This window comes from Xanthobacter sp. SG618 (assembly GCF_012932745.1).
In the GTDB taxonomy this organism is placed as follows: Bacteria; Pseudomonadota; Alphaproteobacteria; order Rhizobiales; family Xanthobacteraceae; genus Xanthobacter; species Xanthobacter flavus.
Map to the genome: position 1 here is coordinate 330193 of NZ_JABBHL010000006.1, position 14599 is coordinate 344791.

Annotated in this window: 14 protein-coding genes; 10 read left to right on the plus strand and 4 right to left on the minus strand. The window is 69.6% G+C overall.

Annotated elements, in window-relative coordinates:
- Window positions 1-47 precede the first annotated feature (47 nt).
- From FHT36_RS17855 to FHT36_RS17865, 3 genes are all read left to right on the plus strand, one after another.
- Window positions 48-1178 (plus strand): metallophosphoesterase, encoded by a 1131-nt coding sequence (locus FHT36_RS17855; protein ID WP_169123823.1) that lies wholly within the window; start codon window positions 48-50, stop codon window positions 1176-1178.
- The gene (locus FHT36_RS17860) at window positions 1178-3814 is read left to right on the plus strand and encodes an AAA family ATPase (protein WP_169123824.1); all 2637 of its coding nucleotides are present in this window, start codon (window positions 1178-1180) and stop codon (window positions 3812-3814) included. Before FHT36_RS17855 ends, FHT36_RS17860 begins: the two co-directional genes overlap by 1 nt.
- Window positions 3815-3941: 127 nt before the next feature.
- Window positions 3942-4961 (plus strand): FUSC family protein, encoded by a 1020-nt coding sequence (locus tag FHT36_RS17865; RefSeq protein WP_246702285.1) that lies wholly within the window; start codon window positions 3942-3944, stop codon window positions 4959-4961.
- A gap of 45 nt (window positions 4962-5006) precedes the next feature.
- On the opposite strand, the gene FHT36_RS17870 is transcribed toward FHT36_RS17865, so the two are convergent.
- The 4 genes from FHT36_RS17870 to FHT36_RS17885 form a co-directional block, all read right to left on the minus strand.
- Entirely contained in the window at window positions 5007-5339 is a 333-nt protein-coding gene (locus FHT36_RS17870; protein ID WP_229645813.1) for a putative quinol monooxygenase, read from the minus strand.
- A 39-nt stretch (window positions 5340-5378) separates the two neighbouring features.
- Window positions 5379-8516, minus strand: coding sequence for a multidrug efflux RND transporter permease subunit (locus tag FHT36_RS17875; RefSeq protein WP_169123826.1), 3138 nt, complete (start codon window positions 8514-8516; stop codon window positions 5379-5381).
- The gene (locus tag FHT36_RS17880; protein ID WP_169123827.1) at window positions 8513-9679 is read right to left on the minus strand and encodes an efflux RND transporter periplasmic adaptor subunit; all 1167 of its coding nucleotides are present in this window, start codon (window positions 9677-9679) and stop codon (window positions 8513-8515) included. Before FHT36_RS17880 ends, FHT36_RS17875 begins: the two co-directional genes overlap by 4 nt.
- Before the next feature lie 77 nt (window positions 9680-9756).
- A complete protein-coding gene (locus tag FHT36_RS17885; RefSeq protein WP_169123828.1) occupies window positions 9757-9903 on the minus strand; it encodes a hypothetical protein in 147 nt (48 codons plus the stop codon).
- 54 nt (window positions 9904-9957) lie between these two features.
- Here FHT36_RS17885 and FHT36_RS17890 point away from each other — a divergent pair, with 54 nt between their 5' ends.
- From FHT36_RS17890 to FHT36_RS17920, 7 genes are all read left to right on the plus strand, one after another.
- Window positions 9958-10518, plus strand: a complete 561-nt coding sequence (locus tag FHT36_RS17890; RefSeq protein ID WP_169123829.1) for a sigma-70 family RNA polymerase sigma factor — start codon at window positions 9958-9960, stop codon at window positions 10516-10518.
- Window positions 10508-10978 (plus strand): hypothetical protein, encoded by a 471-nt coding sequence (locus FHT36_RS17895; RefSeq protein WP_169123830.1) that lies wholly within the window; start codon window positions 10508-10510, stop codon window positions 10976-10978. The genes FHT36_RS17890 and FHT36_RS17895 overlap by 11 nt, the downstream gene beginning before the upstream one ends.
- Window positions 10979-10995: 17 nt before the next feature.
- Window positions 10996-11484, plus strand: coding sequence for a periplasmic heavy metal sensor (locus FHT36_RS17900; protein WP_169123831.1), 489 nt, complete (start codon window positions 10996-10998; stop codon window positions 11482-11484).
- A gap of 205 nt (window positions 11485-11689) precedes the next feature.
- Window positions 11690-12385, plus strand: a complete 696-nt coding sequence (locus FHT36_RS17905; RefSeq protein ID WP_169123832.1) for a VIT family protein — start codon at window positions 11690-11692, stop codon at window positions 12383-12385.
- A gap of 222 nt (window positions 12386-12607) precedes the next feature.
- Window positions 12608-13288 carry a CatB-related O-acetyltransferase gene (locus FHT36_RS17910; RefSeq protein WP_348644499.1) on the plus strand — a complete coding sequence of 227 codons (681 nt, stop codon included), beginning with the start codon at window positions 12608-12610 and terminating at the stop codon, window positions 13286-13288.
- 76 nt (window positions 13289-13364) lie between these two features.
- Complete coding sequence (locus FHT36_RS17915; RefSeq protein ID WP_169123833.1) at window positions 13365-13883, plus strand: hypothetical protein; 519 nt, start codon at window positions 13365-13367, stop codon at window positions 13881-13883.
- Window positions 13884-13951: 68 nt separating this feature from the next.
- The gene (locus FHT36_RS17920) at window positions 13952-14578 is read left to right on the plus strand and encodes a DUF4202 domain-containing protein (RefSeq protein WP_246702286.1); all 627 of its coding nucleotides are present in this window, start codon (window positions 13952-13954) and stop codon (window positions 14576-14578) included.
- Window positions 14579-14599: the final 21 nt, after the last annotated feature.

Genomic DNA, 14599 nt, shown 5'->3' on the forward strand with positions numbered 1-14599 from the left:
CTTGCGCCGCCGCCGCGCCTGCGCCAAACCAGCGCGCGGAGGCGGGCATGCGTTTCATTCACACGTCTGACTGGCAATTGGGCAAGCCGTTCGGCCGCGTGCCCGAAGAGGCGCGCACCGTTCTGAGGGAGGCGCGGCTCGACGCCATCGACCGCCTCGCCGCCGCGGCCCGTGCGAACGGGGCGCCGCTGGTGCTGGTGGCCGGCGACGTGTTCGACAGCCCGGAGCCGGGGGATCGGGTCTACCGGCAGGCGCTCAACCGCATGAAGGCGCAGGCCGATGTGCGCTTCCTGCTGCTGCCGGGCAACCATGATCCCCTGCGCGCCGACGGCCTGTGGAGCCGGCTTGCCGCCGATACGCCGGCCAATGTCGCGGCCCTCACCGAGCCGCAGCCCCTGGACCTCGGCACCGGATCGGACGAGGCGGCCGTGCTGCTGCCGGCCCCGCTCTCCCACAAGCGCAGCGTCGCCGATCCCACCCAATGGTTCGACGGGGCGGAGACGCCGCCGGGCGTCCTGCGCATCGGCCTCGCCCACGGCTCGGTTCAGACTTTCGGCGGTGATGCCGACCCCAACCTCGTCGCCGTCGACCGCGCCCGCCGCGCCGGCCTTGCCTATCTGGCGCTGGGCGACTGGCACGGCCGCATCCGGATCGACGAGCGCACCTATTACAGCGGCACGCCGGAGCCGGACGATTTCGGCCGAGAGGTCACGGGCGTCGCACTGCTGGTGGACGTGTCCGGCAGCGCCCCGCCGCAGGTGACGGAGCTGCCCATCGGCCGCCACCACTGGCTGGAGGAGGGCTGGACCCTCTCCGGCGCGGACGATCTCGACGCACGCATCGCCGGCATCGCGCCAAGCGCGGCGCGGCAGGATCTCGTCTGCCGGCTCCGGCTCTCCGGCCTCGTCACGCTGGCCGAGCGGGTGGCCGTGCGTCGCCGGCTGGAGGACGAACTGGCCCATGAGGTGCGCTGGCTGGACCTCATCGCCGACGACCTCGTGACCCGGCCCACCGACACCGATCTTTCCGAGATCGACGCCCAGGGCGAGCTGCACGCCGCCGCTGTGAGCCTGCGCAAGATGGCCAGCGAGGGCGGGGCCGAAGGGCGGCTCGCCGCTCAGGCGCTGGAGCGCCTCTATGTGGAGCAGATGCGCGCCCAAAGGGCGGGGGAAGCGTGATGCGGGTTCGTCGCCTCAGGATCGAGAATTTCCGCAAGTTCCGCGCCCCCGTGGTGGTGGACGGCTTCACCGACGGGCTGAACCTCGTCTGCGAGCCCAACGAGACCGGCAAGTCCACGGTGCTCGACGCCCTGCGCGCGGCATTGTTCGAGCGGCACAGCGCCAAGAGCGACCGCATCCGCTCCTTCCGTCCGCAGGGCGACGAGGTGGCGCCGAGCGTGGAACTCGCCTTTGACGTGAACGGCGAGGAATGGCGCCTCACCAAGCGCTTCCTGCTCTCGCCCTCCGTGACGCTGGAAGGGCCGGAGGGGCGGTTCGCCTCCGATGCGGCCGAGGAAAAGCTGCAGGGCCTGCTCGGCTTCGCCCGCGCCGGAAACCGTGGCGCCGACGACGACAGCCGCGGCGCGCTCGGTCTGCTCTGGGTGGAGCAGGGCCAGTCCTTCCTCCTCGGCAGTCCGGGCGAGACCGCGCGCCGCACGCTGGAGGAGGCTCTGGCCGGGGAGATCGGAGCGGTCACCGGCGGTCGCCGGGCCAAGGCCGTGGTGGCGCAGGTGGAGAAGGCGCTGGCCGATTTCTACACCGCCACCGGCCGCACGACCGGCCGGCTCAAGCAGGCTGAAGCCGCCGAGGCCGCCGCCCGCGCCGCCGCCACCGAGCGGGCGCGGGAGCTGGAGCAGTTCGAGGGCGTGCTGGAGCAGCTGGAATACAAGCGGAACGAACGCCGCCGCCTCGTGCGCGACATCGAGGACCCGCAGACCGACGCCGATTTGAAGAAGCTGGACGAGGACATCGCCCGCGCCCGCGCCGCCGGGCAGGCGCTGGAGATCACCACCCTCGCCGTGCGCGAGCAGTCCGCCCGCCGCACCGCGCTGGAGGAGCGCCGGGCCGGGCGGGACAAGCTCGCGGTCCAGCTTCAGGTCGCCGAGACGAAGGTGGCGGGCGCCGCGGAGGCCGTGAGCGCTCATGCCGAGGTGATCGGCCGCGTCCGCTCCAGCGAAAGGACGGCGGTCCTGGCGCTGGAAGCGGCCCGCTCGGCCCTGCGCGAGGCCGAGACAAAGCGCGACCAGTCCGTCGCCGAGCGCGCCACCGCCGAGCGCCGCCTGGCCCTCGCCTCCGCTTTCGCACGCCTTGACCGCGCCGAGGCCCATGCCGCGCATATCCGCGAGCGGGAGGCGCGCATCGCTGCCTCGCGCATGGACCCCACCGCCGTGGACCGGCTGCGCCAGCTGGAGGACGCCGAGAGCGCCGCGCGCGCCCAGGCGGAAGCCGGCGCGGCCACCCTGACCGTGACCCTGGAGCCCGGCGCGCCGCAGATATTCCTCGACGGTACGCCGCTGACCGAGGGCGCCATCCGCCTGAGCCGGCCGCGCACCCTCTCCATTCCCGGTGTCGGCACCATCGCCTTCGCCCCGCCGCCCTCGGGTGAGCCGGCGCTGGCGCGGCTGCGGGCGGCGCGGCGTGATCTCGCGGATTTCCTCGCAAGCGTGGGCCACGACACCCCGCAGGCCGCTCGCAGCGCGGGCCGGGCGCGGGCCATCGACGAGGCCGAGCTTCTGGGCCTCAAGACCCGGCTCAAGGCCGAATGCCCGGCGGATGCCGCCCTCGGCATCCCAGCCGGCCTCGATCCCCTGCGCGGCGCGCTCGCCGGCGTGGAGCGGCCGGCGCCGGAAACCAAGGATGCCGCGTTCCCCGCCGCGGACGTGGAGACGCCCTATCGCGCCGCCCGCGCCGCCGAGACGGAGGCCGCCGCGCGCCGCGAGGCGGCGCTGGAGAGCCTGAAGGCGGGAGAACTCAAGGAGGTCGCCCTCGCCGCCGCGCTGGAGCGGGCCGAGGCGGAGCGGACCCGGCTCGCCGCCGACCTTTCGGCCGACCGCGCGGCGCTCGCCGACGCCGATCTCGAAGCCGCCCTCGAAGAGGCGCGTGCCGCCGAAGCCCGCGCGCTGGTGGATTGCGACACCGCCCGCCGCGCCGCCGAGGGGCTGGACGCGGACGGCTTCATCCGCCGCCGCGACGCCCTGCGCAAGAAGCGCGACACGCTGCAATCCCAGCTGCCGGAGCTGGCCGGTGCGGTGGCGCGGCTGGAGGAGCAGGCGCGCACGCTGGGCGGGGAGGGACCGGCGAGCCGCAAGGCTGCTGCCGACGAGGAGGCCGAGGCTGCCGCCGCTGCACTCGCCCGGCTCAGGAGCGAGGCGGATACGCTGGCGCTGCTTCTCAAGGTGCTCAAAGAGGCGCAGCAGGACGCGGCGCGGCGCTATCTCGCCCCCGTCACCCGGCGCATCGAACCCTATGTGCGGCGCCTGCTGCCCTCGGCCAGCCTGTCCTTTGGCGAGGATCTCAAGCCCCAGCTCCTCACCCGCGCCGGCCGCGAGGAGGCGGCGGAGATGCTGAGCAAGGGCACGCAGGAGCAGATCGCCATCCTCACCCGCCTCGCCTTCGCCGACCTTCTCATCGACAAGGGCCAGCCCGCCTCTCTGGTGCTGGACGACGCCCTCGTCTTCGCCGACGACGACCGCTTCGACACCATGATGGAAATCCTCGCCGAGGCCTCCTGCCGGATGCAGGTGCTGGTGCTGAGCTGCCGGGCCTCGGCCTACCGGGGCCTGTCGGCGACGCGGCTCTCCATCCGTCCTGCGTGATGCTCCCCCACCTCTCGCGACCGTTGTAGGATGGGGGCGGGAAGGGCGCAGGGATGGGCGGGATCGTCACAGCGCGCGCGGGTGTCGGCTATCCGAAGAGGCCGTGCGGCGAAGCATGGGGGCGCCGATGAGCGGCCCCGGCGAGAGACTGCGCGTTTGGCTGGCGCAGGAGCTTCATCTGGGCGCCATCGCCCGTGCGCTGGCGGTGATCGGGCCGCTGGTGACCGCCTATCTCCTCTCCGGCGAACCCGCGCTGGTCAATCTCTGCCTGCTCACCGTCTCCCTGCTAATCCCGGCGCTGAAGCTGCGCCTCAGCCCGGCGGCGGTGATCGTGCAGTATCTCGTCATCGTCGCAACCTTCGCATTGCTGTTCCTGGCGGCGCCGATCCCGCCGCTGTTCGTGATTCTGGCCGCGCTCACCGGCTTCATGGCCGCTGCGGTGACGCGCTTCGGCACGCTGATGCGGACGCTGGGCAACTGGGTGTTCATTCCCGCGATCTACCTGGCGCTGGACATCCGCGAGGGCGCTCTGGGCGAGGCGGCGCTGTGGCAGGCGGGCGTGCTGCTCGGGCTCTCCCCGGTGGGGCTCGCGCTCGTCTGCGCCGTGCAGGCGCTGGACGGCCGGCGGCGGACACTCGACCGCTCCGAGATCTTCGGGCCGCCCTCGGGCGACTGGCTGGTGCCGGCGGTGGCGACGGCAGCCGCCGTTTTCGCGGCAGCGGTGCTGGTGGAGATGTTCGACATCCGCGAGGGCCAGTGGCTGATCTGGTCGGCGGCGAGCGTGGTGGTGGGCGATCTTTCCGCCTCCACCGGCAAGCTGAAGCTGCGCGCCCTGGGCGCGCTGGTCGGTGCGCCGCTCGGGCTGCTGATCGGGCTGGCGCTGCCGGTGAGCGAGGCGGGCTATTCCTTCTGCGTGCTCGGAGCCATGCTCACGCTGATCGCCTTCTCGCGCTACGTGGTCGGCTTCGGCGCGCGCTGCTTCTTCATCGCGCTCGCCGCCGCGTTCGCGGGGACGGGCAGCGGCATCGCCGCCGAGCGGGTGGAAAATGTGCTTATCGGCGGCGCCTTCGGCCTCGTCGCCGTGGCCCTCGCCGAAATCGCGCGGCCGCCGCGCCGGACGCGACCGGAACGGCCGGCCTCGCCCTGAGGCCTCTGGTCAAGTACGCAGGGCGCCTGAGCGTGACCTATGCCGTCAGCCGGCCACGTCGACCGGATCGAGCACGAAGGGGGTGCGCTCGGCGAGGTCGTTGATGTGCGCGAAGTAGTTCTCGAAGTGCGGCGTCTCGCGGTGGGCGGTGACGGCCGCAGCATCCACATAAAGCTCGTCGATGACGAACCGCGTGGGCTCGGCCTGGTCGCGCCAGAAGTCCCAGCGCAGGTTGCCCGGCTCGGCGCGGGTGGCGCGCGCCATGCCCGTGAGCAGTTCCTGCAGCGCCTCGGCCTTGCCGGGGCGGGCGGAGAGGAGGACCACGATCTTCACCGGCGCGCTCATCTGGAACTCCTTCAGGGGACGACGGCAGGACATGGGCCTCCTTCCACCTGAAGGTCAAGGGGCAGGGCTGTCCTACTCCGCCGCCTCGTCGAGATGCGGCACCGGGGCGAGGCGCACCGGGGCGGCGGGCTCGTCGCGCTTGCGGGTGAGCCAGCGCTGCAGCCGGACCATGTAGAGATAGACCACCGGCGTCGTATAGAGCGTGAGTACCTGGCTCACCATGAGGCCGCCGACGATGGCGAAGCCAAGCGGGCGGCGCAGCTCCGAACCGGTGCCTGACCCGAGCATCAGCGGCAGGGCGCCGAGCAGCGCCGCCATGGTGGTCATCATGATCGGCCGGAAGCGGATGAGGCACGCTTCATAGATGGACTCCTCCGGCGACTTGCCCTCGCGCTCCCGCACCAGGGCGAAGTCGATCATCATGATCGCGTTCTTCTTCACGATGCCGATGAGCAGGAGGATGCCGATGAGGGCGATGACCGAGAGGTCATAGCCCGCCACATAGAGCACCAGCAGCGCCCCGACGCCCGCCGATGGCAGGCTGGAGAGGATGGTGAGCGGGTGGATGAAGCTCTCATAGAGCACGCCGAGGATGATGTAGACGGCGACGATAGCGGCGAGGATCAGGTAGGGTTGGGTGCGGAGCGAGTTCTGGAACGCCTGCGCCGTGCCCTGGAAGGTGCCGATCAACGTCTGCGGCATGCCCGCTTCCTGCTCCGCCTGCTTGATCGCGTCCACCGCCTGCCCGAGCGCCACACCCGGCGCGAGGTTGAAGGAGAGCGTCACCGCCGGGAACTGGCCCTGGTGGGAGATGGAGAGATAGGCGGTCTTGGAATTATCCACCTTCACGAAGGCGGAGAGCGGGATCTCCTCGCCGGTGCGCGGCGAGCGCACATAGACCTTGTCCAGCGCGCCGGGGTCGGTCTGGAGCTTGGGATCGACCTCCAGGAGGACGTGGTATTGCGAGAGCTGGGTGAAGTATTGCGCCACCTGGCGCTGGCCGAAGGCATCGTACAACGTGTCGTCGATCACCTGTGGCAGGATGCCGAAGCGGGCGGCGGTGTCGCGGTCGATGGTGAGGGAGACGGTGGGCGCGTTGGTCTGCTGGTCGGTGGCGACGTCGGTCAGCTCCGGCAGGGATTTCAGCTTGGCCAGCATGCGCGGGCCCCAGGCGTTCAGCTCGTCGAGATTGGCGTCCTGCAGGGTATATTGATACTGGGTGCGGGAGGCGCGGCCCCCCACGTTGATGTCCTGCGAGGCTTGCAGGAACAAAGCGATGCCCTCCACCTTGGCGAGCTGTGGCCGCAGGCGGTGGATCACCTCGTCGGCGGTCACGTCGCGCTCGCTCCGCGGCTTCAGGGTGATCCAGACGCGGCCGGTATTGATGGTCTGCGAGCCGCCGGTGGCGCCCACAGATCCGGACACGTGCTCGATGGCCCGATCGCGCGCCACGATGTCGAGAAGTGCCATTTGCTTGCTTGTCATGGCCGAGAAGGAGATGTCCTGCGCCGCCTCGGAGAAGCCCTGGATGAAGCCGGTGTCCTGCTGCGGGAAGAAGCCCTTGGGGATGGCCACATAGAGCCAGCCCGTGGCGGCGACCGTGGCGAGGAGGCTCATGAGGGTGAGGAACTGGTGGCTGAGCACCCATTTGAGGCCGGTGTCGTAGACCTTCAGCATCCCGTCGAAGAAGGCTTCCGCCGCCAAGTAGGCGCGCCCGTGCTTCACGTTGTGCTCGTTCTTGAGGAACAGGGAGCACATCATGGGCGTCAGCGTCAGCGACACCACCACCGAGACCAGGATGGTGATGGTGACGGTGACGGCGAACTCGCGCAAAAGGCGCCCGACGATGCCGCCCATGAGCAGCACGGGGATAAACACCGCCACCAGCGACAGGCTGATGGAGATGATGGTGAAGCCGATCTCGCCCGCCCCCTTCAGCGCCGCCTCGAAGGGCGGCATGCCCTCCTCGATGTAGCGATAGATGTTCTCCAGCATCACGATGGCGTCGTCCACGACGAAGCCCACCGCGATGGTGAGGGCCATGAGGGAGAGGTTGTCGAGGCTGTAGCCCACCACATACATCACCGCGAAGGTGCCGATGAGGGCCATGGGCACGGTGACGCTGGGGATGATGGTGGCCCACAGGCTGCGCAGGAAGGCGAAGATCACCGCCACCACCAGCGCGATGGTGATGAGCATGGTGAGCTGCACGTCATCCACCGAGGCGCGGATGGTCTCGGTGCGGTCGCCGATGATCTTCACCGTGATGCCAGGAGGCAGGGAGGCCTCCAGCCGCGGGATGGCCGCCTTCACCCGGTCCACCGCGTCGATGACGTTGGCGCCGGGCTGCTTGAAGACGATGAGCTGGATGCCGCGCTTGCCATCCTGCCAGGAGGCGAGGCGCGCATTCTCGGGCCCGTCCACGGCACGGCCGATGTCGCGGATGCGCACCGGCGCGCCGTTCTTGTAGGCCACCACTACCTCGTTCCAGGGCAGGGCGGTAAGCAACTGGTCGTCGGCATAGATGGTGAAGCCCTGCGCCGTCCCGTCGAAGCTGCCCTTGGGCTGGTCAACGGTCGCGGCGGCGAGCACCGCGCGCACGTCTTCCAGACTCATGCCCAGCGCCGCGATCTTGGCGGGGTCCACCTGCACCCGCACCGCCGGCTTCTGCTCGCCGGTGATGGCCACCTGCGCGATGCCGGGAATCTGGCTCATCTGCTGGGCGAGGATGGTGTCGGCGGCGTCGTCGAGCTTGGTGAGGGGATAGAGGTCCGACTGCACGGACAGGATGAGGATGGGCGCATCCGCCGGGTTGATCTTGCGGAAGGTGGGCGGGCTCGGCAGGTTTTTGGGCAGCTGGCCGGACGCCGCATTGATGGCGGACTGCACATCCTGCGCGGCGGCATCGATGCTGCGGCCGAGATCGAACTGGATGGCGATGGAGGCGACGCCCAGCGCGCTGGTCGAAGTCATCTGCGCCACGCCGGCGATCTGGCTGAACTGCCGTTCCAGCGGGGTCGCGACGGAGGAGGCCATGGTCTCGGGGCTCGCGCCCGGCAAGCTGGCGGAGACCTGGATGGTCGGAAAGTCCACCTGCGGCAGGGGCGCGACGGGCAGCAGCGGATAGGCCACGAGGCCGACCAGCAGCAGGGCCGCCATCAGCAGCGTGGTGGCGATGGGCTGTCGGATGAAGGGCGCCGAGACGTTCATGCCGGCGCTCCCACCATCACGCTCCTGGCAGGCGGGCTCGCTGGCGGCGGCCGCACGGTGACGCGGGCGCCGGGGACGAGCTTGTACTGACCGTCGATCACCACCTGATCACCGGCCACGAGGCCGGTGGCGATGGAGGCGATGCCGGCGCTGATCCCGCTGGTGGTGACGGCGCGCTTCTCCACCGTCGCGTCCGGCTTCACCACATAGACATAGAAGCCGTCCGGCCCGCGCTGGATGGCCTGCGCGGGGATGGTGACGACGTTGTGGTGGGTGTCGAGCAGCACCTTCACGTTCACGAAGGCGCCGGGCCAGAGCTTGAGGTCGTCGTTCGGGAACACCGCCTTGATGCGCAGCGTGCCGGTGTCGGAGCTGATCTGGTTGTCGATCAGCGCCACCGTGCCGTCGCCCACCTTGGTCACGCCGTCGCGGCGGAAGGCGAGGGCCGACACCGGGCCGCGCGCCAGCGCCGCCTGCATGTCGTCCAGCCGGTCCTGCGGCAGGGTGAACACCACGGCGACGGGCTTCAGCTGGGTGATGACCACCAGCCCGCCCTCGTCATTGGCGTGGACGATGTTGCCCTCGTCCACCAGCCGCACGCCGGTGCGGCCGGAGATGGGCGCGCGGATGGTGGTGTAGTCGAGCTGGATCTGGGCGGTGTCGATGGCGGCCTCGTCGCCCGCGATCTGCGCCTGATACTGGGCGACCAGCGCGCTCTGGGTATCGAGCTGCTGCTGGGAGGCCGCCTGCTTGGGCACCAGCACCTTGTAGCGGTCGTAGTCCGCCTTGGCGTTGGCGAGGAGGGCCTCGTCCTTGGCCCGGGCTGCCTTGGCCTGGGCGAGGGCGGCGGCGAAGGGGCGCTGATCGATCTGGGCGAGGATATCGCCCGCCTTCACCTCCTGGCCTTCCTTGAACACTACCTTGGTCAGCTCGCCGTCCACGCGCACCTTCACGGTGATGGTGTTGGAGGCCTGCACCGTGCCGATGCCCTCGCCATAGACCGGCACGTCCTCCGTCTTCACCGCCGTCGCGATCACCGGGATGGGTGGGGGCGGCGCCTTCGGCTTGGGGGCCTGTGCGGCGGCTCCGATCAGTCCCTGCTGCCAGGCGAGAGCACCGGCGACGACAACGATCGATGAAATGACGAAGGGGAAGACACGCATCAGGCCGTCCTGCGGCAATAGTCGATGCCCCCTTGAACACCCGCGCCGCCGGAACCCTGCGCGCACTGCAGCAAAGCTCACGTCTCTGTGATGAGCGGGGCGGAGCGCAGGGTTTCGCGCGCCCGGGTGTTCAATTGCCAACGTCCGGCGAGCAGCGGACCGGCTGCCGTGGCCGCCGCTGCGAACAATCCGGCGGCGATGGACTTGAAGGGAGTTCGCATCATGGTGCCATGTTGCGGGCGGAACGGGCCGGGACACAGGCGGGCAGTTGGACGCGCATGCGCGAGCCGAGCGACGAGGATCTCATGTCGGCCATCGCCGCCGGCGATGAAGCCGCGTTCCGCGTGCTCTGCCAGCGCTATGCGGTGCGGGCCGTCGCCTTCGCCCGGCGCTTCGTGGGCAGCGGCACCGATGCGGAGGATATCGCCCAGGAGGCTTTGCTGCGGGTCTGGCGGGCGGCGCCCCGCTGGCGGCTGGATGCGGCGTTCGGCACATGGTTCTACCGCATCGTCATCAACCTGTGCCTCAATGCCCACCGCCGCCCGCCGTTCCTCGGCCTCGATGCGGCGGGCGAGCGGGCCGATCCGGCACCGGACGCGCTCGCCGGGCTGGAGCGGCAGGAGGAGGACCGGGCCTTGCTTGATGCGGTGGCCGCATTGCCCGAACGTCAGCGGATGGCCATCCTGCTCACCTATTGGGAGGGGTTCTCCAATGCGCACGCGGCGGAGATTCTCGGCACCTCGGTTTCCGGCGTGGAGACGCTGCTCGTCCGCGCCCGGCGCAGGCTGCGCCTGAGCCTTGGCGCCGCACGAAAAGAAGGACAGGGCGATGACACGTGAGGATTTCGAGCATTTCCTGATCCGGTTCGGCACGAATGTCTCCCTGTGGCCGCAGGACACGCGCGCGGCGGCGGAGGCGCTGCTTGCGACCGACGCGTCGGTGCGTGCGCTCCTCGCCGAGGAGACCGCGCTGGAGCGCCGCCTGTGGGATGCCGCGCGCCTGACCACCGCCGCCGACACCCGCCCTGCGCAGCGTGTGGCGCGCGCGCTCTCCAATGCGCCGCTGCCGCGCCAGTCGCGTCGCCACCCGGTGCTGTGGCTGCCGGACTGGCTCATCGCGCTCGATCTGAGGCCGGCTTGGCCGAGCATCGCGGCGCTCGCCGGCATGGCCCTGCTCGGTTTCATGGTGGGATCGAGCGACACGCTGGTCGGCATCGGCGCCGGAGCGCGGGCTGGTTCGGCCACTGATGTCAGCGCGGTGGTGTTCGAGCCGGGACCGATCGGCGAGGGCGTGCTGTGAGCGCCGGATTGGGCCCCATGTCCGGCTTTTCGGGCCTCGCCTCCGCGCCGCGGCGTCTGCTCGTCGCCTCCCTTGCCCTCAACCTGTTCTTCGCCGGGCTGGCGCTGGCTGTGGTGATGCGTGCGCCGCACAAGCCCGTCTCCTTCCCGTCGCCCAATGTGGAGGACCGCAGCCCGCGCGTGCGCATCGACCGCCTCGCGGCAACCCTCCCCATGACCGACGCCCGCCTGCTGCTGACCCGCTTCGGCGCCGCCAACGGCAAGCTGGTGGAGGCCGAGGCGGCCTCGCGCGCGGCCCAGGACCGCGCCCGCGAGGCCTTCCTCGCCATGCCCTTCGATCCGACGGCGGCGCGGGCCGCACTGTCCGGCCTGCGCGACGCCCGCCGGGACGTGTGGTCCATCGTCCACGACGTCATCATCGACGCAGCTGGGCAGATGTCGCCCGACGGCCGCGCCCGCATCGCCGCCTGGGTACCGCCCGTGCAACCGGACGAGCCTGTCCGATAGCGCGGGTGCGCGCGGCGGCCGGCCCCGGAAGCGCGTGAGACGTTGAGCCGACTATATTTTCCGCTATCCTCGCCGCCCGGGAGCGACGCGACCACGCGCCTCATGGCGCCCCGGCTTCAAGAGATTAGACCACTTCTAAGCTGGAGCACCTTCCCTCCGCCGCAGCCTGTCGCGCGTCGATCCGTTCCTCCCAGCAGGTATCGCCATGAAGCCTCTGCACCGCGAAAACCACCTGATCGAACGCATCGGCTGGCTGCGCGCCGCCGTCCTTGGCGCCAACGACGGCATCATCTCCACCGCCAGCCTCATGGTCGGCGTCGCTGCGGCCTCGACCAATTCGTCGGAAATCCTGGTGGCGGGTACCGCCAGCCTCGTCGCCGGCGCCATGTCCATGGCGGCGGGCGAATATGTCTCGGTGAGCTCGCAGTCCGACACCGAGAATGCCGATCTGCAGAAGGAACGGCGGGAGCTTGCCGAAGATCCCGAAAGCGAGCTGAACGAGCTGACGCAGATCTATGTGCGGCGCGGCGTCGAGCCGGCGCTGGCCCGGCAGGTGGCCGAGCAGATGACGGCGAAGGACGCCTTCACCGCCCATGCCCGCGACGAGCTGGGTCTGGCCGAGCACGTGGTCGCGCGCCCCATCCAGGCGGCGCTCACGTCGGCGGTGACCTTCGCGCTCGGCGCGGCCATCCCGCTCATCATCTCCCTCGTGGCGCCCACCGCCCTGATCGCGCCGATCGTCTCGGGCGGATCGCTGGTCTGCCTCGCTGTTCTCGGAGCTCTCGGTGCGCGGACGGGCGGCGCCGATATCTTGAAGCCGACCATCCGCGTCACCTTCTGGGGCGCCATCGCCATGGCCGCGACGGCGGCCATCGGCACCCTGGTTGGCCACGCGGTCTGACCGTACGGAACTCGCGCGCATGAGCCGCTGACGGGCCGTTTCGCCCGTCAGCGGTCGGTTCGGCAGCCCCGGTTGCAGCCTCAGCCACGTTCTCGTATTGATTTCGTCCAATCAGACCTTGCGCCCCCGTTCGGAAAAATTCCCGGGAGGGATTCCGGCGAACTACACGGCGCACTTTCTGTCCCGGTTCGAAGAACGGGGCGATCGGGTGAGGGGGACGCGGTGAGCTCGGGCGTGCAAGCAAACGTCGATGCGTCGAACGCAAATGCAGCATTGGCGTTTGAGCCACCATGTCTGGTGACCAAGCACATTCGGAGCGAGTTTCCATCCCGCTTCGGTGCCTTTTCCATGCTGCATGCAGCGGGACATGCGTGCTGGGTGGAAGTCGGCCGATATTGCTCGATCGCGCCGGGCGTCACGCTTGGGGCCAACGAACACGACATTGCGCGGCTTTCGACCAGCTCCAGTTTCGAAAACCCTGCGCTTTATGGTTGGGACCGCTTTGTATCGGGAGCCGATTCACCTGAGCGGCATTGGTTTGCGAACAGCGTCAAGCCTGTGAAGATCGGCCATGATGTCTGGATCGGGCAGGACGCCTTCGTCCGCTCCGGCGTCACCATCGGCAACGGTGCGGTGATTGGTGCGCTCTCGTGCATCACGCGCGACGTTCCCGCCTATGCAATCGTTGCAGGCAATCCTGCGCAACTGGTGCGCTATCGCTTCGATCCGGAAACGATCGTCCGCCTTGAGCGTCTGCGGTGGTGGCGCTTCTCGCTGACGGATCTGGTGCGGTTCGATATCGGCAATATGCCGGGTTGCCTTGATGCCTTGGAGAAGGCCGTAGAGCTCGGGGCGATCGAGCCCTATGAACCCGAGTGGATTCCGGCCGCCAAGCTGGTCTAGTCCTCTCCCCGGATTTCCCACCGCCATTCCGTTGCGGCACATATCGCGAGCGCGGTTTCCCCGGCATCATCGGGGCATGGTCGAATCCCCTGTCCCGCCCCGTCCGTCCCGCCGTCGCAATCTGCTGGTCGCCGTTCTGCGCCTCGTGTTCCGGCTGGTGGTGGGCATCGTCATCCTGCTCGACGAGCTGGTCCGTCCGCTCTACCGCCCGCTGCTCGATTGGCTCTCCGCGCTGAAGCTGGTGCAGAAGTTCGAGCACTGGGTCGCCAGCCTGCCGGCCTATGCGGTGCTCGTGCTCATTGCGGTGCCCTATGGGGTGGTGGAGCCGGTGAAGTTTCTTGCGCTGCTTCACATCGCCAACGGCCATGTACGCACCGGCACCTTCCTGTTCCTGCTGGCCCATCTGGTGAGTTTCGTCCTCATCGAGCGCATCTTCACCGCCGGCAAGTCTCAGCTGATGACGGTCCGGTGGATGGCCTATGTCATCGAGACGGCGGCCTCGGTGCACCGCACGGTGTCGGAATGGTTGAGGCTCGCCGAGCTGAAGCGCCGGGCGCGGGCGCTGTGGCGCTGGGCCCGGCTGCGCCTGCGCTAGACAGGCGCGCATCCGCGCCCATGATGGCCGCCAGATTCAGGCCGCCGGTTGTTTTCACAGGAGCCCCGATGACGAGCCACGCGATTCCCGCCGCCCTGCTGGAGAAGGTCTACGCCGCCATCGACGCGGCCAATGGCGCCGATCCCGCCCGCGTGGAGGTGGACGGCCGGAGCGTGCCGGCGGCGGTGCTCTATGGGCAGCGCATGACGCAGGTGCTCGCCCGCTTCATACCCGATGCCTCCGATGCCCTGAAGATCGCCGCGCGTGGCCAGCATATCGAGCGCTTCACCATCCCGCGCGAGACCTATCCGGCGGGCAAGGCCGGCTATTTCCGCTGGCGCACGGAGCTGAAGAACGTCCACGAGCGGCGCGTCATCGAGATCCTGCTCGGCCTCGGCCTGGAAGCGGCTTTCGCAGAGCGCGTCGGCAAGATCGTCCGTAAGGACCGGCTGAAGCAGGATGCCGATATGCAGGTGCTGGAGGACGTGGCCGTGCTGGTCTTCCTCACCTACGAACTCGATGCCTTCCTCCTGAAGCATCGGCCCGAGCCGGAGAAGGTGGCGGGCATCCTCGCCAAGACATGGGGCAAGATGTCCGAGGAGGGCCACGCAGCTGCCCTCGCCCTGAACTTGCCGCAGGAGGTGGTGGACCTGCTCCATCAAGGCCTCGCCGCGCGGGCGAACGCGGAAGACTGAGCGTCGGCGCCCGCGTATTGC